General features: G+C 42.0%; 18 protein-coding genes and 1 pseudogene. 13 read left to right on the top strand and 6 right to left on the bottom strand.

The genetic code is table 11. The features are described from left to right. Positions 1–53 precede the first annotated feature (53 nt). Positions 54–374: pseudogene (locus ACI4L0_RS09785) on the bottom strand (transposase); the annotation flags it as partial. Positions 375–782: 408 nt separating this feature from the next. Between ACI4L0_RS09785 and ACI4L0_RS09780 the strand changes: the two are divergent. The 3 genes from ACI4L0_RS09780 to ACI4L0_RS09770 all read left to right on the top strand — a co-directional run bounded on the left by ACI4L0_RS09780 (position 783) and on the right by ACI4L0_RS09770 (position 2,834). Continuing rightward, positions 783–1,025 (top strand): hypothetical protein, encoded by a 243-nt coding sequence (locus ACI4L0_RS09780; RefSeq protein ID WP_439799989.1) that lies wholly within the window; start codon positions 783–785, stop codon positions 1,023–1,025. A 2-nt stretch (positions 1,026–1,027) separates the two neighbouring features. After that, positions 1,028–2,005, top strand: a complete 978-nt coding sequence (locus ACI4L0_RS09775) for a hypothetical protein (protein WP_439799988.1) — start codon at positions 1,028–1,030, stop codon at positions 2,003–2,005. 436 nt (positions 2,006–2,441) lie between these two features. After that, entirely contained in the window at positions 2,442–2,834 is a 393-nt protein-coding gene (locus ACI4L0_RS09770) for a fluoride efflux transporter FluC (protein WP_439799987.1), read from the top strand. Between the two features lie 65 nt (positions 2,835–2,899). On the opposite strand, the gene ACI4L0_RS09765 is transcribed toward ACI4L0_RS09770, so the two are convergent. Beyond that, positions 2,900–3,931 carry a LacI family DNA-binding transcriptional regulator gene (locus tag ACI4L0_RS09765; protein WP_439799986.1) on the bottom strand — a complete coding sequence of 344 codons (1,032 nt, stop codon included), beginning with the start codon at positions 3,929–3,931 and terminating at the stop codon, positions 2,900–2,902. A gap of 30 nt (positions 3,932–3,961) precedes the next feature. Beyond that, on the bottom strand, positions 3,962–5,404 hold the full coding sequence (locus tag ACI4L0_RS09760) for a glycoside hydrolase family 30 protein (RefSeq protein ID WP_439799985.1): 1,443 nt from the start codon (positions 5,402–5,404) through the stop codon (positions 3,962–3,964). 357 nt (positions 5,405–5,761) lie between these two features. Between ACI4L0_RS09760 and ACI4L0_RS09755 the strand changes: the two genes are divergently transcribed. The 5 genes from ACI4L0_RS09755 to ACI4L0_RS09735 all read left to right on the top strand — a co-directional run bounded on the left by ACI4L0_RS09755 (position 5,762) and on the right by ACI4L0_RS09735 (position 11,412). Continuing rightward, positions 5,762–7,135 carry an ABC transporter substrate-binding protein gene (locus tag ACI4L0_RS09755; RefSeq protein ID WP_439799984.1) on the top strand — a complete coding sequence of 458 codons (1,374 nt, stop codon included), beginning with the start codon at positions 5,762–5,764 and terminating at the stop codon, positions 7,133–7,135. A 59-nt stretch (positions 7,136–7,194) separates the two neighbouring features. Next, complete coding sequence (locus ACI4L0_RS09750; protein ID WP_439799983.1) at positions 7,195–8,118, top strand: carbohydrate ABC transporter permease; 924 nt, start codon at positions 7,195–7,197, stop codon at positions 8,116–8,118. Between the two features lie 12 nt (positions 8,119–8,130). Further along, entirely contained in the window at positions 8,131–9,165 is a 1,035-nt protein-coding gene (locus ACI4L0_RS09745; protein WP_439799982.1) for a carbohydrate ABC transporter permease, read from the top strand. Positions 9,166–9,366: 201 nt separating this feature from the next. Continuing rightward, positions 9,367–10,188, top strand: a complete 822-nt coding sequence (locus ACI4L0_RS09740; protein WP_439799981.1) for a CheR family methyltransferase — start codon at positions 9,367–9,369, stop codon at positions 10,186–10,188. A gap of 27 nt (positions 10,189–10,215) precedes the next feature. Beyond that, a complete protein-coding gene (locus tag ACI4L0_RS09735) occupies positions 10,216–11,412 on the top strand; it encodes a protein-glutamate methylesterase/protein-glutamine glutaminase (RefSeq protein ID WP_439799980.1) in 1,197 nt (398 codons plus the stop codon). A 6-nt stretch (positions 11,413–11,418) separates the two neighbouring features. Here ACI4L0_RS09735 and ACI4L0_RS09730 read toward each other — a convergent pair whose 3' ends face one another. Next, entirely contained in the window at positions 11,419–12,216 is a 798-nt protein-coding gene (locus tag ACI4L0_RS09730; protein ID WP_439799979.1) for a TPM domain-containing protein, read from the bottom strand. Between the two features lie 155 nt (positions 12,217–12,371). After that, positions 12,372–12,950, bottom strand: a complete 579-nt coding sequence (locus tag ACI4L0_RS09725; RefSeq protein ID WP_439799978.1) for a LemA family protein — start codon at positions 12,948–12,950, stop codon at positions 12,372–12,374. 287 nt (positions 12,951–13,237) lie between these two features. On the opposite strand from ACI4L0_RS09725, the gene ACI4L0_RS09720 reads away from it, so the two are divergent. Next, positions 13,238–14,884 carry a putative manganese-dependent inorganic diphosphatase gene (locus tag ACI4L0_RS09720; RefSeq protein ID WP_439799977.1) on the top strand — a complete coding sequence of 549 codons (1,647 nt, stop codon included), beginning with the start codon at positions 13,238–13,240 and terminating at the stop codon, positions 14,882–14,884. A gap of 25 nt (positions 14,885–14,909) precedes the next feature. Here the strand turns inward: ACI4L0_RS09720 and ACI4L0_RS09715 are convergent, their stop codons facing one another. After that, positions 14,910–15,263 carry an Hpt domain-containing protein gene (locus ACI4L0_RS09715; RefSeq protein ID WP_439799976.1) on the bottom strand — a complete coding sequence of 118 codons (354 nt, stop codon included), beginning with the start codon at positions 15,261–15,263 and terminating at the stop codon, positions 14,910–14,912. A gap of 242 nt (positions 15,264–15,505) precedes the next feature. Here ACI4L0_RS09715 and ACI4L0_RS09710 point away from each other — a divergent pair, with 242 nt between their 5' ends. The 4 genes from ACI4L0_RS09710 to ACI4L0_RS09695 all read left to right on the top strand — a co-directional run bounded on the left by ACI4L0_RS09710 (position 15,506) and on the right by ACI4L0_RS09695 (position 20,056). Continuing rightward, the gene (locus ACI4L0_RS09710) at positions 15,506–16,444 is read left to right on the top strand and encodes an ABC transporter ATP-binding protein (protein WP_439799975.1); all 939 of its coding nucleotides are present in this window, start codon (positions 15,506–15,508) and stop codon (positions 16,442–16,444) included. Between the two features lie 158 nt (positions 16,445–16,602). Continuing rightward, positions 16,603–17,325 (top strand): ABC transporter permease subunit, encoded by a 723-nt coding sequence (locus ACI4L0_RS09705; protein WP_439799974.1) that lies wholly within the window; start codon positions 16,603–16,605, stop codon positions 17,323–17,325. Positions 17,326–17,328: 3 nt separating this feature from the next. Further along, entirely contained in the window at positions 17,329–19,407 is a 2,079-nt protein-coding gene (locus ACI4L0_RS09700; RefSeq protein ID WP_439799973.1) for a Gldg family protein, read from the top strand. A gap of 97 nt (positions 19,408–19,504) precedes the next feature. Then, positions 19,505–20,056, top strand: coding sequence for a DUF4340 domain-containing protein (locus ACI4L0_RS09695; protein ID WP_439799972.1), 552 nt, complete (start codon positions 19,505–19,507; stop codon positions 20,054–20,056). Positions 20,057–20,070: the final 14 nt, after the last annotated feature.

Below are 20,070 nucleotides of genomic sequence, written 5' to 3'. Positions count from 1 at the left end.
AACTTTACACCTTAAACCTGTAGAATTTTTGTGTTGACTAAATAGCGCATTTTAGTCTTCCGCATGAACTTGGGAAGAATCGCACTTGTAAAACGCTCTGAATCAGGAAGAACACGGTCATCAATGCGAGGCTGCCGGACCTTGATGTTTCCGCATGTTGCCTGAATTTCACGTTCCGGCATATATCCGTTTCTGACCACCGTTCTGTGCCCGTCTGCATCCAGCTTATGCTGATGTTTCTGGATGAACTGGTCAGCTTCGCTTTCCAATGCCGCTGCGAGCATCTTTCTTGCCGATTCTCGAACAAGATTTTCAAAAAAATCTGCACTGTTTGTAGTGCTTTTTTCCCAATTCCACTGTAAAATGTTTTCCATAAGAGACTGTCCTTTGTTTCTGTTTTGTTTTGGTCATTAAACTTTAACAAATCTCAGTCTCTTTTTCTATTTTTAAATTAACTCATCCACAACTTTTGATTATAACTCGCGCTGCTACGCGGCTTGCCGCAGTTTGTGGCAGGCCATTTATGGCGAATCAAAGCCACCGGCTCTGCCGGTGGTAATTTACTTGGAGTTAATGAGGATGAAATCGTTCAGCAGCAGCTTATTATCGCCAATGCAAAAGCCCGTGTTCTACAGGCTATAGATGGGTTGGCGTAGAATGTTGTACAAGAAAACGCATATTCGAATAAAGTAAACAGTATTGTAACTGAAAAAAAATGTAATTCGGGAGAAGAGAATTATATTCCGGTTATTTATACAGAAAGTTCAAGCTTGAATTCGGATATGGTTGACTATAATTGTTTCTCTAATCCAAAATCCAGCGTTTCTGTTCAAAAAATCAATGAAACAGTAAAGACCTATTTTGTTTCAAATTATTCTAATAATAACAATGAGAATGAAATGAAACAAATAAATGATGCTTTTACATTGATTGCTGAAAAAGAGTTTCAGAATTTAACTGATGAAAAATCAAGACGTGTTTACGAAGTATTAACAAAACTAAAAGAGAATAAACAGGAGAACTAAAAATGAAAGATATTAATGATAAAGACTTTGGTCAGAATACAATTACTTTACGCGATAACCGTGTTGCAACCAGCATTATTCCACGAACTAATGCAGAACTTGACCGGCAGGTAATTGTTGATACAGATGTATTGGTTGAAGGTTCTACTTATGCAAAATTTCTTGAAATCAGCAATGGTCCGGCAGAATTCAGAAAGGCGGTTTTTGCAGACAAGGAGCTTCATATAAAGAGCGATGCAAAGGGCTTGATTTATTTTGTAAAATCTGTCGCAAGCTCACAAAGTGTATCTTCCTTAATTGCAAATGGGCGTGCAATCTATGGCGGCGATGTAAATGCGCCTACTGTAAAAATGAAAAACTGTATGGTATGCGGTTCAATTTATGGTACGGAAATTCAGCTGGAAAACTGCGTTGTATTAGGAGGTGTTTTTTCAAGCAGAACCCTTACTCTTGCAGGCTGTATGATAGGTACATTTAATTCGCCTGAAGTAAATGCTTCTGGTATTAACTATCTGCTTTATCCAACTGCATTTTCTGTAGAACCTATGTCTTTCCTTCCGGGAACAGAATTCTGGAATCTTTCTCTTGCAGACTTGGGCTCTCTTTATAAGGAAGAAGATGAAAAGCCTAACACTGGAAAAATCAAGATTGACTTTGAAAACGATACGCAGCGAACCGTTTTAACAGATGATAATGGAACGCAGACATTAATCAACAGTTACAGCGTTGCCAGCCGTGTTCTTGTAAGTGACTTGATTGATATGGAAAAAATGGAAAATCATTTCCTTATCATCTCTGCCAGCCTTGGAAACCAGATATTAAAAACATATTCCCTGACAAAATCAAACGGAGAAAAAGGTCCTGAACTTAATGTAAAAGATATAGCAGAATTTTTCTTCAACGTTCTTTCAGGTAAAATTCAAGTGCGGGAAATTGACGGAAAAGTTAGTTTCGATGAATTGAAGAAGAATTTTGAATAATTACAGTTCTTAAATCCTGTAAAGGCATCAGAGAAATCTGGTGCCTTTTTTTTCGAGTTTTCGTGGTAATATAATGAAATCTTTCCATCTGGAGTTAATTTCAATTTTTTGCAACTTTCACCTGTTCATTTTCAAATGACATTTTTTTTGAACACAGGCGATATATGCTGCTTTATAAGCTTCTTTGATTGCTAATTTCCCAAAATCAGAAAAGGGGAGTGTTCAAAAGAATTGCTGTACAGTTACATTGTGTACATTGTCAATTCCTGCATTATAAACAAAATCTCCATTGCGACATTTAGGAAAGAAAAATCTTTCTACACTAGAAAAGTTTTGTCTAGCAGGCATCAGTTTTGCCAGCCTACAACGAAACGCCCGGCCTTTTATTTAGACAGGCGGTATTCAGTGTGCGGATTAAATGTGGTATAATCTGTGTATGATTTTGAATATACTTTGCGTTGCATTCGGTGGTGCGCTGGGTGCATCGCTTCGTTATGTGATTTCTCTTGTGCCGGTGAAGGCTGTTTTTCCGTTTCAGACTTTTTTTACAAATATCCTGGGATGTTTTGCAGTCGGGGTGATTGCGGCACTTGCCTCGGGAGCTGTGCAGAAGGCAGACGGACAGATTTCCCCTGCGCTTATTTTGTTTTTGAAAACAGGCTTTTGCGGCGGATTTACGACTTTTTCCACATTCGCGCTTGAAAGTGCAGGACTTTTCTCTGGCGGACACGCATCAGCTGGCGGTGTATATGTTGCGTTGACTTTGGTTTCCGGCATTATATGCGTGTGCCTTGGACAACTTGCTGGCGGATTTGTCTTAGGAAAATAGGTGCAGTTTAGCGGATTGTGCTGTTAAAAAATCCACGGATTTTCTTTTATATTATTTGCACTTCCCTAGATTTTCCGCAGTGAATCTCCGTCCTGAAAAGGAACTTTAAAAATTGCAGTTTCTTTTTTTTGCGCCGGATTTTTTATGTGGTTCAGCAAAATCTCTGTTGCGCGCTGGCCCATTTCTCTAAGCGGCTGAGGGAACGTCGCTATGTTCATATAATAATAAGTCAGGTTTATAAAGCCGTCAAAACCGACGATGCTCACGTCCTCAGGAACTGAAAGCCCGCATTTTTTTATTCCCTGAATCGTACCGGGAACCATCCAGTCGGCACTGCAAAAAATTGCAGTCGGTTTTTTCTTCCATTTTGAAAAAGCCTCCTGCACTTCCGAATCTATCGTAGGCGAGAGAAGCCCCGTGCGGATTATGTAGTCCTCGGGATTATATTTTACGCCAAGATCATTCAGCGCCTGCAAAAAACCTTTTTCGCGGTCATTGATGTTTTCGTTGTAAATGTCCTTGTGAATTCCCATAAAGGCAATCTGCTTGTGTCCGTGATTCCATATCTGCTGAGCTGAATTATAGCCGGCTTCATAATTGTCTGTGTCGACCCAGGACATAAGTTTGTTTTTTGGGCGGTCACCGATGACGACACACGGAAGCTTGCGCTTGTCGAGTTCAGCAAACATTTCTTTTGGGATTTTTTTTAAACCGACATAAATTATTCCGTCGACTTTTTTCTGTTTGTAAGGTCTCAGGTAATCAAAGTTCGAATCATTCTCTGCCTCAGGAACGATTCCAATCAGCATATCAATTTTATTTTTGGAGCAGATTTCTTCAATGCCTGAAAGAATTTCCATTAAATAAAATGTCCTCATTGACTGGCGGAAAGGAATTGGCGTCAGGATTGCAATCGTATTGCATTTGCCGCTGTTTAAAACCTGACCTGCAAAACTCGGGGAGTAGCCGAGCTTGTCAATGGCAGACTGTACCTTGAGGCGGGTTTCTTCTTTTACGTTTTGTTCGCCGTTTATTACCCGGGAAACTGTAATAAAAGAAACCCCGGCAAGATTTGCAACATCTTTTTGTGTGACCATAGTGACCTCAAGAATACTTGTAATAAAGTGTCAGGAATTTTCCAGAAGATAAGTTTGAATACTTCTTGGCGGACAGAAAAAAGTTCTGTTCGAATTTTCGCTGTTTACTTTTACAGTATAATCCATTTTTCCGTTTTTGTCTTTTGAATTTTTTTCTGCGCAGTTCAATTCAAAAACCATATCGTCTTCCGTTCTGTTCATTACGACAAGGACAATTTTTCCGTCGGGGCGAATGAATGACGTTGATTCCATCATGTTTCCCATTTTGCCGTCTACAGTCGCAGGTGTCATAAACGGAATCATCGTGCACGAAATTCTTTTTGAGCCGGGCAGTATGAATCTTGAAAAGTGTCCGATAAAATAAAATGAACTTTGGTAAACGATTTTTTTTGTAGTAGTGTTTACGAGAATCGGCGCATCGCAGTTGTTCCCTGCGTGGTTCGGACCGCCGTCAATGTCGAGCGCCATGTTCCAGTCAATCCAGGCAGTACAGCCGCTGTTCAAATCGTTTATGATGTTGTGACCGTAGCGTTCTCCGCAATACCATTTGTCAGGACGCGTTCCGCCTTCTATGCAGCCTTCCGTAAAAAACAGTTCTTTGTCAGGGAAAAGTGCGGCACATTCTTTTACGTTGTCGTACTGGTCGCCTGAATACCAGTGGTATGCAAGTCCGTCAATGGCTTTGTCTGCTCCTGCAACGCCAAAGCTTTCTTTCATTCGTTTTAACATATTGTCGCGGTTGTGGTCCCAGATGAAAATCTTGATTTGTTCAAGTCCGTTTTTTACAAAGGCAGGCTTTAAAAAGTTTACGGCAAATTCTGCTTCTTCTGTTCCTGTCCAGATGCACGAGTCCCAAGTCTGTACTGCTTCCGGCTCGTTTTGAATTGATACGCCGTCAACTTTTATTCCGCGCTCGTTCATTCCTTTGATGAATTTTACAAAATAGTCAGCCCAGAGTTTTTTGTATTCAGGCTTGAGTTTTCCGCCGTGATTCATATCGTTGTTAGTTTTCATCCAGTCGGGAGGCGACCAGGGCGTTGCAAGCGTTGAAAGGTTTTTGTTAAAACTTAGAGCCTGTTTTAAAACAGGAGTGATGTACAAATCTGTGCGTTCAAAAGAAAATCTTTCAAGCGATTCGTCTTTTTGGGGAACGCATGCCCAGTTTTCCAGACTGAAGTCGCAGGAGTTTATGTGGGTGCGCGCAAATTGATAATTGTTGTCGCTTTCGCTTTGTCCGAAGCACGACTCGACGATTTTCATTTTGCCGTCGCTTGATAAATTAGAAAGAACATATCCTGCGCTTTCTGTGATTGCGCAGCCGAATCCCTTTACTGTCTGAAACTGTTTTTCCAAATCAAGGTTGATTATACATGACAGGTTCTTTCCGTCAGGCGCTTTTCTGCTGTCCGGCGGAATTGTTGCAATGCGTTTTTCTGAATCTTTTGAAGATTCAAAAATTTTTGATACTTTCATAAAATTTCCTTAAAAAAATGTTTGCGCAAACAAAAATATGATAAATCTGTTTGTCAGTTTTGTCAATAAAATTTAAAAACATCAAAAAAAATGATTTTGTGCTTGACAGTATGAAAGAACGGGGTTTAGAATATGTTTACGTAAACATAAAGCAGCGGTAATTTATTTCTGCTGCTAATTTTAGTGCTATTTTGTTTGCGCAAACATTATAGCTATGTACCATTACTGTTAATCGGTTAAAGTTTGCGTTGCAAGCTTATTTATCAAAACTGCACATTTTCATTTTATTGCGAATGTGCATAAAAAAGTCAAATCAGAAGCCGGGACTTCTTTTTTGATTTTTTTTCAGGAGGAATTATGAAAACTTTGAAGAGAGTGCTTGCTGCAGGTGCTTTGGTTTTGGGAATTGCCGGTCTGTTTTCGGGCTGTGGCAAAAAGACTGAAAGAGTGCAGGTAAGATGGTTTGTAGGATTGGGGGCTGGTTCTGATGAGCCGACATTTGCTCCACAGAAAGCGGTGGTTGATAAGTTCAACAAGTCACAGAATGAAATTGAACTTGTCCTTGAAATCGTAGACAACGGACAGGCATTTCAGACTCTGGCAACTCAGATTTCCGGCGGAAATGCGCCTGATGTAGTAGGCCCTGTCGGAATCCGCGGACGTGACAGTTTTAAAGGTGCCTGGCTTGACCTTGAACCTTTGGTAGAGAAAAGCAATTTTGACCTTTCGCAGTTTGATGCTTCGATGGTTGATTTTTATCGTGACGAGCAGGACGGCCTTATCGGGCTTCCGTTTGGAATTTATCCGTCGTATCTTTATGTAAACAAAGAACTTTTTGAAGAAGCAGGAATTCCGCTTCCGCCGAAAAATTACGGAGAAAAATACATTGACGAAAACGGCAAGGAATGGACTTGGGATTATGACTGCGTTCGCCGTATCGGTATGAAGCTTACTGTTGACGTAAACGGAAATGATGCAACAGACCCTTATTTTGATCCTGAACATATCGTTCAGTGGGGATTCGGAATTGTGTGGGGCGATGCGCGCGGTTACGGAACTATGTTCGGGCCGGGAACTTTTGTAGGCAAGGACAATAAGGCGCAGATTCCTGCAAACTGGCTTAATGCCTGGGACTGGACGTACGACGGAATGTGGAAAGACCATTTTATTCCTAACGGACCTTATGGTTCTTCTGACATTCTTTCAAACGGCAGCTGGGGTGAATCAGGAAAAATTGCAATGTTCCAGTGTCATCTCTGGTATTCAGGTTATGCAAAAATGGATTATCAGTGGGACGTATATCCGATGCCGTCTTACAACGGAAAGACAACTGCAAAAATGCACGCAGATACTTTTGAAATCCCGAAAGGCTCAAAACATCCTGAAGAGGCATTCAAAGTTCTCTCATATCTGGTAACGACTGCATCAGACGACCTTTTGAAAATCTACGGCGGTATGCCTGCAATAACTGCAAGACAGGACGGCTTTCTTGAAAAGTTCTTCAAGGAACGCTATCCGCACGTAACTGTAAATACAGACATTATCAAAGAAAGCATCAAGTATGCAGACAACCCTAACCATGAATCCTGGATGCCGAGTTTTCAGGAAGCTTCTACGTGCTACGGAGAATTCTGGGATAACCTGACAAATAATGACGGCCTTTCTGTTGAAAAAGAGTCTGAAAAATTACGGAAGAATTTGGAAGGCATTTTTTCAGCTGCGAATAAATAAAATTATCTAAAGGAGGCAGGCGGAACATCTTCCTCCAGGGGTGTTCCGCACTTATTGCTATGACAAAAAAACTTAATACCAGTGGTGTTCAGCGTTGGGAAAAGAAATGGGGCTTGATTTTTATCTCGCCCTGGCTTGTTGGATTTTTAGCATTTTTCTTAGGTCCGATGATTGCCTCTTTTATTTTTTCGTTTTTTAATTACAATTTAATTCAGCCGGAAGCGACGGCTTTTGTGGGAATTGACAACTGGAAAAGAGCGCTCGTAGATGACCCCGTCGTAATGAAATCGATAGCACACATTTTTGAATATACTTTGATTTCGCTTCCTGTTTCGTTCTGCTTTTCGCTGATTGTCGCTTTTCTTCTTAATAACGAATATGTTTTCGGAAAAAAAGTCTTTCGTGCATTGTTCTATCTGCCGAGTATGATTCCTTTAGTAGCGAGTGTTTTAATCTGGCAGGGAATTATGAACGAACAGACAGGCTGGTTTAATTTGATTCTTAAACAAGAAGGTTTGCCCGGTGTAAGATGGCTTTCCAGTTCAAAATGGATTTACATTTCTTACACTTTGATTGGGCTCTGGGGCTGTGGAAATACAATCCTGATTTTCCTTGCCGGGTTGCAGGGCGTTCCTAAAGAACTTTACGAAGCCGCAACTATAGACGGCGCAAATTCATGGCAGCGAATGACGGCTGTTACAATTCCGATGATGACACCTGTTCTTTTCTATAATCTGATTATCAATGTAATCAGTCTTATGCAGTTTTTCCTGATACCGATGGTAATAAACAACGGAAACGGCTTCCCGAACGGAAAGACTAATTTTCCGATGGTATATTTTTACAGGCAGGCGTTTTCGTATTTCAACATGGGGTATGGCGCGGTCATTGCCTGGATTATTTTCTTTATAGGAATGATTTTTACAATCGTACTGTTCGGAACATCGAACAAATGGGTGTTCTATGCAAACGATAAAAACTGATGGAGGTGCAAAATGACATTAATAGAATCAAGAACTGCAAAAGGCCGTGTGCTGACAATAATAACTTTGTTTATGCTCGTAATGTTTCTTCTTCCGTTTTTTTACGGCGTATCAAGTTCGTTTAAAAGCAAGGAACAGCTGTCTTCGCTGAATCAGTCGCCGATTCCGATGTCGCCTAAAAAATATAAATACAATGGAAAGGACTGCGAAATTTTATTAGTTCCTATGGACGACGGAACAAAAAAAGCGCTTGCCGTCATAAAGAAAGGCCGTGACAGTTCTGTTTTTATTGACCCCGAAAAACCCGGTGGCGGAGAAATTGTCTGGCAGGGAAAATGGCGTTCGCTTGAAAAAGTCTGGGAAACTGATTTTCAGTTTATAAACTACAAAAAAGGCTGGGACGCGGTAAATTTTCTGCGGCTCTTTAAAAACACTTTGTTCTATGCACTTATCACGACTTTTGGAACGCTGCTTTCATCGACTGTAGTTGCATACGGATTTTCAAGGTTTCGCTTTCCGGGGAAAAAGCAGTTTTTTATGATTTTGATTGCGACGATTGTTTTGCCGGGCGCCGTTACGCTAATTCCGCTTTATACTATTTTCTATAAAATCGGCTGGGTCGGAACCTGGCTGCCTTTAGTTGTTCCGCACTTTTTTGCAAATGCCTATAACGTATTTTTGCTCAGGCAGTTTATGCTTGGAATTCCAAAGGAAATGGACGAAGCGGCAAGAATTGACGGTTGCGGACCTGTTGCGACTTTGTATAAAATCATTTTACCGCAGTGCGTTCCTGCCGTTATTTCTGTCGGGCTCTTCCACTTTTTCTGGGCTTGGAATGATTATTTTAATCCGCTTTTGTACCTTGCAGGACACCCTGAAAAATATCCTATCAGCATAGGGCTTTCATCGTTCAGCAATATGTATTCAACAGAAACTCATCTTGTTATGGCAACGAGCATGATAGCCTGCATCTTCCCTTTTATAATTTTCATTGTGGCGCAGAAATTCTTTATAGAAGGCGTTGTGGTATCCGGGGTTGAAAAATAGGGATTCTGCCTGTGGAAAATACGTTTCAGCCTTGTTCAGCGTTTTTTCAGAGGCTCCTTTAGTTAAAAAAGGCAAAATGCGGGCTTTGAACTGTGCCATTTCAGCGAGTTAAAGCCCGCAGTCTTCTTAAAAATCATAAAAATTAGTGAAAATCAGTTTTTAGTTTACAAATTTTCTGTTAGATTATATAATTTTATTGTTATGGCAGATTTGCTTTCAGATACACAATTTAACGAATTTAGAAAACTCATTTACGATGCAAGCGGAATAACTTTTTCAGAGACAAACCGTTCAATTCTTGACAGTAGGCTGAAAGAGAGGCTTCGGGAAAAAAAACTCACAGATCTGAGTGAATACCACCGCCTTATAACCGGGAACAAGGAAGAATTCAAGCTTTTCCTTGACAGCATTACAACAAATCTTACAAGGTTTTTCAGAAACCAGCCGCATTTTGATGCCCTTATAAATTATGTTGTTCCCCATGTTATTGAAGAAAAAAAATCTTCTATCGGTGATTTTAAAATCAGAATCTGGAGCGCGGGCTGCTCAACGGGCGAAGAGCCGTATACACTGGCAATGCTTTTAAAGGACAAGCTTCCTGCTCCCTATACTTTTGAGATTGTCGCTTCCGATATTTCGCTTAAATCCCTTATGACCGCTCAGACCGGATTTTATCCTGACTCGCGCATTGCAGGAATTCCCCAGAATTATCTTGCTTCCTATTTTACAAGAGGCGAGGGCGGCTATCAGGTGAAGCCTGAGCTTATGAAGACAATTCATTTTGACTATCATAATCTTCGCTTTGATATGGGCGCGCGGAATTTTGATATTGTGTTCTGCCGCAACGTTCTTATTTATTTTGATGAAGCGGCTCAGAAAATTACAATCGATAATTTCTGGAAGTCAATGGCACGTCATTCCTACCTTTTTATAGGACATTCTGAAAGCCTTTTTGGAATGGACACAAAATTTGAATTCTTAAAGACACCTTGGGCTTGTCTTTATCAGAAAAACGAAAAATAGCCTGTTTTTGCTGATTCGGAGATACTGATGGATAATATTGAAGTTCTTGTTTGCGATGATTCTGCATTGATGCGGAATCTTATTTCAAGAGTTATTGACGAAACTGAAGGAATGTGTGTCTGCGGAACTGCGATGAATGGAAAATTCGCATTGCAGAAAATTCCGGTTCTTAAGCCGGATCTGATACTTCTTGACATAGAAATGCCGGAAATGACAGGCGTTCAGTTTTTGGAGGAAAGAAAAAGGCTGAACATAGATATTCCTGTCGTGATTCTTTCTTCAATAGCTACAAAGGGCGCGGCTGTTACAATGCAGTGCCTGGAACTTGGGGCCAGCGATTTTATTACCAAGCCTTCAGGTTCTATTTCAACAAACATCGCTTCTGTTTCCAGCGCAATCATGGAAAAAATCGCCTCGTACGGCGGAAAATATGCCCGCAGAAAGGGAAAGGACATTCCTTCAACTGAAACATTTGTAAAGCAGGCTAAATTCCGCGAGGCAGAAGCGGCGGCAAAAAAAGAAGGCCTTATAGACAAAATAAGTCCGGCATCGCTTTCGCAGACTTCGTTTTCTCCTGTTTTCTGCGGTTCAAAAAGAAAAGATCCAGAAGTCATAGAGCCTCTTAGAGAGCCGGGGCGGATTGAAGTTGTCGCCCTTGGAATTTCAACAGGCGGCCCTAATGCGCTGCGTGAAGTTTTTGCAAAAATAGACCCGAAGTTTTCCAAGCCGATACTGGTTGTTCAGCACATGCCGGCTGGTTTCACCAGGGAATTTGCCGCCAGCCTGGACAAGATTTGCCCTCTTGCCGTCAAGGAAGCTGAAGACAAGGATGAAATTCACCCTGGGCAGATTTATATTGCGCCGGGAAATTTCCATATTGTTGTTGAAAAATCTACGCTGTGCAATGTCATAAGGCTTTCAAGCGCGGATCTTCGCAACGGACACCGGCCTTCCGCGGACTGGCTGTTTGAGTCAGTGGCAAAAATATACCAGAACCGGGCTTTGGGCGTTATAATGACAGGCATGGGCCGCGATGGTGCGGCTCAGCTTGCGGAAATGAGAAAGCAGGGTGCATGGACTTTAGGGCAGGATGAGGAATCTTCCATTGTATACGGTATGCCCCGTGTTGCCTATGAGCTTGGAGCCGTCCAAAAGCAGGTTCCTCTTGAAAAAATGGCTGACGAAATCAGCGCGCTTGTAAAAAAGACAGACGGCAAAAAATAGCGGGATTTACCATTTTCCGCTTGCGCCGCCTCCTCCAAAAGTTCCGCCGCCGCCTCTTTTAAAGTCATTGTGATTATTTTTGTGGTCTCCGTTCCATCTGCTTCCCAGAATTAAGTATAGCAGCCACAGTCCGTTTCTCCGTTTGAGCATAAAAAAGATAATCAGCGCAATAAACAAAAGCGGAACAAATGAGCCGGGCTTGACTTCCTCTTTTTCTTCGGAATTCTGCTGTGCAATGGCGGGCTGCGCTGTTTCTTCGCCTGTGAAAACTTCTGCAATAGCCTTTACGCCGCTTTCTATTCCCTCGGCATATCTTTCCTGCTTGAACAGGGGGATTATTGTGTTTCTTATAATCCGCGAGCAGGCGGCATCTGTAAGAATTCCCTCTGCGCCGTAGCCGGTTTCAATGCGCACATTTTTTTGCTCCGTTACAACTGTGATAAGCACGCCGTTGTCAGTTCCCTTTTGACCGAGCTTGTATTTTTCCGCATGGCGCAGACTGAACGATTCGATGTCCTCTTCGCCGATTGTTTTTTCAGTAATCACCGCAATCTGAACACCTGCCTGTGTGTCCAGCTGTGAAATGAAACTTTCGAGCCGCCTTTTGCTTTCCTGTGTGAAAACGCCGGCATTGTCCAGAACAGGATTGTAAAGTCCTTCAGCCTGAGTGCTTGCGTGGCTCACGGCATCAGGCTCTTCCTGCCTTTTTGAAAGGGAAAGAAACGTTATTAAAAGAAATATAAGTATGAGAATAAAGCCGAAGCCTTTTTCCTTGTGTTTTTCCTTGAAAAAATCTATGCGCATTTTTATTTTCCGCTTAAAGGGCAGCGCGAAAAAGACGCTGGGCGAATTTTCCGGACTGCCTTATAGTGTGAGGCTTGTGAAAAGCGTAAAAACAATCTTCTATTTTTTAGCATAAAAAAAATGCAGAAATAGAACACTGTGTTTTTAAGCCGCCGTTAAAATGAAACAACGGGAGCTTTTGCCGCGGCTTCGTCCGAATGGAAATAGGCCTTTTTTGTGAACCCGAAAATTTTCGCCGTGACAACACCCGGGAATTTCTGTATCGCCTTGTTGTATTCGCCTACAGAATCGTTGTATCTTTTGCGCTCCGTGGAAATTCTGTTTTCGATGCCTTCAAGCTGGCTTTGCAGGTCAAGAAACTGTTCGTTTGCCTTCAGGTCAGGATAGTTTTCCGTAAGCGCAAGAAGCCGTCCAAGGCTTGCTGAAAGAGTGTTCTGCGCATTCTGGAACTGCTCGAATTTTTCAGGATTGTCGGTTATGTCGGCGTATACAGTTCCACCGAGCTTTGAGCGCGCCTCGGCAATCTGAGTGAAAACTCCTTCCTCGTGCGAAGCATAGCCCTTTACCGTTGCCACCAAATTCGGAACCAGATCCTGGCGTTTCTGGTACTGGTTTTCTACATTTGCCCACTGCTGCTCTACGGCTTCTCTCTTGTCAATAAGTCCGTTGTATCCGCATCCTGAAAGTAAAAAAAAGCATAAAAAAATCGTAAAAGTATAAAAAAATTTTTTCATAGTGTAGAAAACTTACGCAAAAATTCCTTTTAGGTCAAGATTGACAGGAGCTTTTAAAAGTCATTTTCAATATTTTTTTGAGCTTTTCTGGCGATTGTAAAAATCGTCAGTTATGCAGTATAATTTAAGCAAGATTGTCTGGGATACGGCGCGCCTTTTGTAGCAGCAAAAAAATTCTAAAGTTTTATGCCTTTTTGTAAATTCAACGAAAACTGGAAATTTGGCTCGCTGATACTGGGCCGGGCTTTGTGCGGAGCGCGCCTTCGCCGGACGTATTGGAGTGTGTTATGAATAAAGTGTATATAATAGGACACAGAAATCCTGATACTGATTCTGTGGTTTCAGCTGCCGCATACGCAAGACTGAAGCAGCTTCTGGGAAAGAAAGGCTACGTTGCAGCCCGCGCCGGAAAACTTGCGCCCCAGACAGAATACATTTTCAAGAGGTTCAAGGTTGACCCGCCTGAATATATACCTGACTTGATTCCCAAGACAGAGTATTACATGAACGGAGAATATTCCGCCGTGGATCAGGATGTTCCGCTGTGGAATGCCGTTGACAAAATGATAAGCACAAATTCCTCTGTTCTTCCGATTGTCAATGTGGACGGAACCTACCAGGGGCTTTTGAATTACAACGCCTTCGCTCTGAATTCTTTTAAGATTCTCAGTCCGAAAAAAGATGATATTTTTCTGACAAGCATCCGCCTTATAGAAAAGACTCTGGGAGCGGTTCCTCTTGTTGAATTTGATGCTGACGACTATTTCAAGTGTTCGCTCATGATTGGCGATGACGATGCGGATTCGTTCCAGCGGCTGCTTTCCGAGCACAAAAGTGAAAATCTTGTTGTGATTACAGGCGACCGCGAGGATATTCAGAGAATGTCTATTGAAGCAAAAGTCCGCGCCCTTATAGTCACAAAGGATTATGTTGTAAAAAAAGAACTCAGGGAGCTTGCTAGAAAAAATTCTGTTTCCGTTATTTCGGGGCATGACAGCTCTGTTGCCACCGCGATGCTTGTTGAGTATTCATCGCCTGTAAGTTCCATGGCGGATACAAAAATTCTTCCGGTGAAGGCAGGCGATACGGTTCAGAAAATCCGCGCGCAGCTTGCGCAGAGCCCTTCACGCTGTCTTCCGGTGGTTGACGATAATTTCAAGGTGCTTGGAATTATCAGCGAAAGCGATTTGTTGCATGAGGCGAATATTCAGGTTATTCTGGTGGATCACAATGAGCCGCAGCAGGCTGTTGAGGGAATTGAAAATTATATAATCCAGGAAATTATTGACCATCACAAGATAAATACTTTTTCAACGCGTATTCCGATTAATTTTATAAACAAGGCGGTCGGCTCGACAAGCACTATCATCGCAAATCTTTACCGCGAAAACAGAATTTCAATTCCAAAGGATATGGCTTCGATTCTTCTTTGCGGAATTCTGAGCGACACGCTGATTCTTCAGTCCGCAACAACAACTGAATATGATGTTCTTACCGCGGAGTATCTAAGCAACATAACAGAGCTTGACATAAAGACACTCGGAAATGACATCATAAAAAGCGGAAGCCACATAGACGGACGGTCTGCGGAGGAAGTTGTTCATCAGGATATGAAGGAATATTCTGAAAATAAATTCAAGTATTCAGTGAGCCAGATAGAAGTTGACAGCACCAGGGAAATTGTTGAGCGCAAAAAGGAATTCCTTGACTGCCTTGAACAGGAGCGCAAGTCCAAGGGGGCTTTGTTCAGCGCGCTGCTTGTAACTGATATAACCAAGCTCAGCTCAATAATGTTTCTTGCAAGCGACCCGAGCTTTGAGGCTGTTATGAATTTCCCCAAGCGCGACGAGCATATTTACTATATGAAAGATATTGTTTCAAGAAAGAAGCAGCTGATTCCCCTGCTTTCAGAGCTGACGGCAAAGGTGAACTGAATTTTCCTCTGCCAGGGGAAAATGCCTAGCTGTGCCTTGCTATTATATCGAGCACCGTTTTCTGCACCGGGAGAATTTTTTTCAGAAGTTCCTTTGCCTCTGGAATTTTCTGTGCGCGCAGAAGGTCTGTTAATTCAGTGTACATTTTAAACAGCGGAGTCACAGAAAGATTGCCTGTGTTTCCCTTCAGTGTGTGGGATTTTAAAATCGCCGCGCTGATGTTTCCGCTTTCAATGTCCTGGTCTATTCCGCTGTTCTGCGCAATGGACTCGGGGAGCTTTTTCAGCATGGTTTCCAGAAGCTGTGTGTTCCCCATAAAGCGCGAAAGGCCCGCATCCATGTCCGCTCCGATAGTTTTCATTTCGTTTATCAAATCCATATTTCCCTCGCTTAAGGAGTGATGATTAATCGCTTCAGGTGTTAATCAGCATGCCTCAGCAGCGCTGGTGTAAAGCCCGCCGCATGATTCATAACTACTATTATATACCAGATTTTTTTTAGGTCAAATTTATTTGATGAACCTCACCGTGCGCAAAAATAAATTCAGCTGTTTTTCGGGCTGCCTATAACCTTGTGGATTCTTGTTTGTTTTATTATATTAATCAGATTGATGAGGTGATTATGATTGAGCTTGAAAATGTGTCCAAGTCATTTGGAAATTTCCTGGCTGTGGATGATGTGAGTTTTTCCATTCAGAGCGGAGAAATCGTGGGGCTTCTTGGCCCGAACGGCGCGGGAAAAACAACGACAATGCGGATGATTTCAGGATTCCTTGAGCCGGATGCTGGAACTATAAAAGTTGACGGGCTTGATGTCCTGAAAAATCAGGTTGAAACAAAACGCAGAATTGGCTATATGCCGGAAAGCGCGCCGATGTATCCGGACATGATTGTTGCGGACTACTTGAAATACATTGCGGAAATTGAAGGTCAGAATCCGCAGGAACGGTGCCGGGAGCTTTGCGAGGTGTGCGGGCTGAAGGAAGTCATGCACAAGAATATCGGGGAGCTGAGCCGCGGAAACCGCCAGAGAGTGGGACTTGCCCATGCGCTTATGGGAAATCCGGAAATTCTTATTCTTGACGAGCCTACAAGCGGACTTGACCCGAACCAGGTTCTTGAAGTGAGGAATCTGATAAAGCGGATTGGAAAAACGCACACTGTAATTATTTCAACGCATATTCTCAGCGAAGTCGAAATGCTTTGCGGCAGAGTCATCATTATTTCAGGCGGAAAAAAAGTTGCAGACAGTTCCACAGAGGAGCTGCGCGGGCATTTTGGAAATTTTTCGGAGATTATGCTCTGTGTTTCCGGGGCTTCCTGCGAAGAGGCTGAAAAAATATTTGGCGGAGTGAGCGGAGTTTCAAAGGTCAGCGCAAAGTCCTGTGATGGAAAAACCGAGCTTAAAATTTCCGCGGAAAAAGACACTGAAATAAGACCTGAGCTTGCCAAGGTTTGTGTCCAGAATGGTCTGCAACTTTATGAGATGCAGCAGAAACGAAACAGCCTTGAGGAAGTGTTCAGAAGCCTCACATCTGCGGATAATGAAAATGGAGAGTAGGGCACGGCTTTTATCTACCTAAAGTTTGCGTTGCAAGCTTTTTTGTTGACCGTCACTTCCGCTGGAAATTTGCGTTGCAAATTCATTTCATTGCGGAGCGGCTTAAAAAGTCAAATTGGAAATTGATATTTTATCATTGATTTTTTTTTGGAGAAAAAATGAAAAATAAATCTTTTGCAGTTATTATGAAGCGCGAGCTGGCTTCTTATTTTTCAAGTCCTGTTGCGTATATTGTGGGAGCCTTGTTTCTTTTGTTCAGCGGCTTTATGTTTTTTTCAACTTTCTTTCTTGTGAACAGGCCGGAGCTGAGGAATTTCTTTGAGCTTCTTCCCATACTTTTCAGTTTTTTTATTCCTGCGATGACTATGAGAATTTTCAGCGAGGAAAGAAAAATCGGAACTATGGAAACTCTGGTTACGCTTCCTGTTTCAACCTTTGATATTGTGGCTGGAAAATATCTTGCCTGCTTTGTTTTGGGCGTGGCTCTTTTGGTTCCGACGTTTTTTTATGTGATAGCGTGCGTTGTTTTCGCTTCGTCCGGAATTGATTTCGGGCCGGTTGTGGGCGGATATCTGGGCGCGGTTCTTTTGGTTGCGTCTTTCTGCGCAATCGGAGTTTTTGCTTCTTCTGTTACAAAGAATCAGATTATCGCTTTTTTCCTTGCGTTTGCGGTCTGCATTTTTCTTACGATGATTACAATTTTTTCTGTTCTTCTTCCTGGATTTTTTGTGGGCTTTGCATCCTTCATTTCTTCCACGAGTCATTTTATGTCAGTGTCGCGCGGAATAATTGATTCCAGGGATATTCTGTATTTTCTTTCTGTGACAGCGATTTTTATTTCTCTTTCGGTCTGTGTAATTTCAAATCAAAGGAAAGGTTGAAAAATGAAAAACGAAAATAAATTTATTTCATGGATAAAAAGTCCTGCATCGGACATCTGGCTTTTTATTATTGCGGTTGTTCTTTTGAATTTGGTTGCCGCACGCGCGTTTTTTAGAATTGATTTGACCGGCTCTAAGTCCTATTCGCTTTCAAGTTCCAGCCGGAGCATTGTGAAAAATCTTGAGGAGCCGCTGAATGTGAAGGTGTTTTTTTCGTCAAATCTTCCGGCTCCGTATTCGAGCGTTGAGCAGTATGTGAAGGATATTCTGGCGGAATACGGAAATGCCGCGAACAGCAATTTCAGCTGTGAATTTTTCGATATGGAAGATTATGAAAATCAGCGGATTGCAAGAGGCTACGGTCTGAATCAAATTCATATACGTGAACTGAAAAACAATGAGGTCGGATTTAAAAATGTCTTTATGGGGATTGTGCTTTCCTATGCTGACCAGATTGAAAAGATTGACGGAATTTCTACAAGCGATGGTCTTGAGTATAAGCTGACCACTGCCATTGGAAAAATTATTTCCAGCACAAATATTCTTGCGGGGCTTTCTGACAATGTGAAAATTTCGCTGTACAAGACAGATGCCCTTGGGCAGTTTGGCATTGCGGATTTTAACAGAATTGACAGCACGGTTTCCGCAGCGGTTGATTCTGTCAATAAAAAATTCAAGGGGCGGATTTCATTTTCTTCTTCAAGTCCGGATTCGCAGGAAGCTGTGAGCCTTGAAGGCAAATATGGAATACAGTCTGTTTCATGGCAGGCTTCCGACGGCTCGATTGAATACGGCGCGCTCGGGCTTGTTGTTGAGTATGCGCAGAAATTCCAAGTGGTTCCGCTCAGATTCTTGAACGCGGGATTTATGTATGTTGTTTCTGGACTTGATGAGCTTGAGGAAAATATTGAGGACTGCGTGAAGAATGTTGTTTCAAAAAATGCGATAGTTGCCTACAGCACAGGTCATGGTGAAAGTTCTCTCCTTGACAAAAGCGAGTCAATGTATTTAAAAACGCTTCTTTCTGATACCTACGATTTGCAGGAAGTGAATCTGGGCGAGCAGGATATTCCTGTTTCTGCGCAGTCGCTGATTGTGAACGGCCCCAAGGAAAAATTCACTGATGATGAGCTTTATAAAATCGACCAGTTTATTTTGCGCGGAGGAAATGTTGTTTTCCTTGTGGATTCAGTGGATGAAAGAAAGCCCTATGGCGAAATGGCATATTACATGCAGCCTGAATATGTTCCTGTTGAAACCGGCCTTGAAAAACTTTTTGACAGCTATGGAATAAAAGTCGGAAGTGAATATGTTATGGATGAAGAATGTTTTTCACAGCTTCATCAGCAATACGGAAAACTTGATTTTTACTATCTGCCGATGATTCAAAAGAATTCGCTCAGCCAGAGAAATGTCATTTCAAAAAATCTCGGAAATGTTGCTTTCCCGGATGCCTTTGAGATTGACACTTCAAAAGCTGAAGAGGACGGCTCCGTGTCTGTTTCTGTGATTGCAAAAACTTCTGAAAAATCATGGACTGTTCCGGCTGAAGAAAATTTTGTTCTGAGTCCGATGTCTATTTTTCCACCGCAGGAAGAAGACCGTTTTGCTTCAAGAAAAGTTGCGGTTCTGCTCGAGGGAAAATTCAAGAGCGCATTTGAGAATTCTCCTTTGGAAAAAGACAGCGGCGCTGTTTTGAACATGAAGTCGCATTTGTCCGGCAGCGCGCAGGAGTCTAAAATTTTCATTGCCTCAACTTCGTACATTGCAAGCTCCAAGATGGGAATTTTCCAGGATGATTCACAGACACCGAATTCCTGTTTTATCCGCAATGTTGTGGACTATATGAATGGAAAGGATGACCTCTGCTCAATGCGCACAAAAAATCTTTCTCTGAACAGCCTCCGTGTGAATTCAGGAAAATTTGCGCTTGCTGTGAAATATTTTAACCAGGTCGGACTTGCGGTTCTGGTTGTTTTGGCAGGTGGTTGTGTGTTTATTATTCGTCGCCGCCACAGAGAAAAAATAAGGCTTCTCTATGATTCTGATGATTCGCGCATAAAAAACAAACGTGCGGATTAGAATTCAGATTTTATCCGGGTGAATTTATCAATCGCAGCTTTTTGTTTTGCAGGGAGCTGCTTGAATGAAATAGTTTAACAGAAACTGGGAGTTAACAATGAAGCACAGTGCTTATACAAGAAAAATAATTCTTCTTTCATCGATTGCATTTTTGCTTGCGGTGTATATTTTTCAGCTTGCATTTTTGGGAAAAACAAAAATCAAGACGGTTGTTTTTGATGGTGACATCGATGCAGTTGAAATAACAAAAAATGGATTTCATATTCTTTCGCTTAAAAAAGAAAATGAAAATTGGCTTGCGGATGATTTGCCTGCAATGGAAAACCGCGTGAACAGAATTGTGAATTCTATAAATGAAATAAAAATTCTTTCAACGGTTTCTTATGATTTTTCAGATTTGGAACGCTATGGCCTGACTGATGAAAATGCCGTGAAGGTTGTTGCATTTTCAGGCGGAAAGGAAGTGCGCACTTTGTATGCCGGCAAGGATTCTGCGGCCGGAAGCCAGTGCTATGTCCGTGTTGATGATGATAAGAAAATTTATTTGGTGCAGGGAACGCTCAAGTCAACTTTTGAAGTGTCAGCGGAAGATTTAAAAATTCAGCCTGCCCCTGAAAATTCTCCAGGCGCAGAAGAGGATTCCGAATAAAAAAACAGGCTTCT

It is taken from the genome of Treponema sp. (genome assembly GCF_051883275.1).
In the GTDB taxonomy this organism is placed as follows: domain Bacteria; phylum Spirochaetota; class Spirochaetia; order Treponematales; family Treponemataceae; genus Treponema_D.
This window is presented reverse-complemented; position numbering and strand designations above follow the sequence as displayed.

Coding starts and splice junctions, on each gene's coding strand:
- ACI4L0_RS09700 (WP_439799973.1), top strand. CDS start 17,329: ATGAAAAACGAAAATAAATTTATTTCATGGATAAAAAGTCCTGCATCG.
- ACI4L0_RS09720 (WP_439799977.1), top strand. CDS start 13,238: ATGAATAAAGTGTATATAATAGGACACAGAAATCCTGATACTGATTCT.
- ACI4L0_RS09740 (WP_439799981.1), top strand. CDS start 9,367: ATGGCAGATTTGCTTTCAGATACACAATTTAACGAATTTAGAAAACTC.
- ACI4L0_RS09705 (WP_439799974.1), top strand. CDS start 16,603: ATGAAAAATAAATCTTTTGCAGTTATTATGAAGCGCGAGCTGGCTTCT.
- ACI4L0_RS09780 (WP_439799989.1), top strand. CDS start 783: ATGGTTGACTATAATTGTTTCTCTAATCCAAAATCCAGCGTTTCTGTT.
- ACI4L0_RS09750 (WP_439799983.1), top strand. CDS start 7,195: ATGACAAAAAAACTTAATACCAGTGGTGTTCAGCGTTGGGAAAAGAAA.
- ACI4L0_RS09755 (WP_439799984.1), top strand. CDS start 5,762: ATGAAAACTTTGAAGAGAGTGCTTGCTGCAGGTGCTTTGGTTTTGGGA.
- ACI4L0_RS09725 (WP_439799978.1), bottom strand. CDS start 12,950: ATGAAAAAATTTTTTTATACTTTTACGATTTTTTTATGCTTTTTTTTA.
- ACI4L0_RS09735 (WP_439799980.1), top strand. CDS start 10,216: ATGGATAATATTGAAGTTCTTGTTTGCGATGATTCTGCATTGATGCGG.
- ACI4L0_RS09710 (WP_439799975.1), top strand. CDS start 15,506: ATGATTGAGCTTGAAAATGTGTCCAAGTCATTTGGAAATTTCCTGGCT.
- ACI4L0_RS09770 (WP_439799987.1), top strand. CDS start 2,442: ATGATTTTGAATATACTTTGCGTTGCATTCGGTGGTGCGCTGGGTGCA.
- ACI4L0_RS09730 (WP_439799979.1), bottom strand. CDS start 12,216: ATGCGCATAGATTTTTTCAAGGAAAAACACAAGGAAAAAGGCTTCGGC.
- ACI4L0_RS09765 (WP_439799986.1), bottom strand. CDS start 3,931: ATGGTCACACAAAAAGATGTTGCAAATCTTGCCGGGGTTTCTTTTATT.
- ACI4L0_RS09745 (WP_439799982.1), top strand. CDS start 8,131: ATGACATTAATAGAATCAAGAACTGCAAAAGGCCGTGTGCTGACAATA.
- ACI4L0_RS09775 (WP_439799988.1), top strand. CDS start 1,028: ATGAAAGATATTAATGATAAAGACTTTGGTCAGAATACAATTACTTTA.
- ACI4L0_RS09695 (WP_439799972.1), top strand. CDS start 19,505: ATGAAGCACAGTGCTTATACAAGAAAAATAATTCTTCTTTCATCGATT.
- ACI4L0_RS09715 (WP_439799976.1), bottom strand. CDS start 15,263: ATGGATTTGATAAACGAAATGAAAACTATCGGAGCGGACATGGATGCG.
- ACI4L0_RS09760 (WP_439799985.1), bottom strand. CDS start 5,404: ATGAAAGTATCAAAAATTTTTGAATCTTCAAAAGATTCAGAAAAACGC.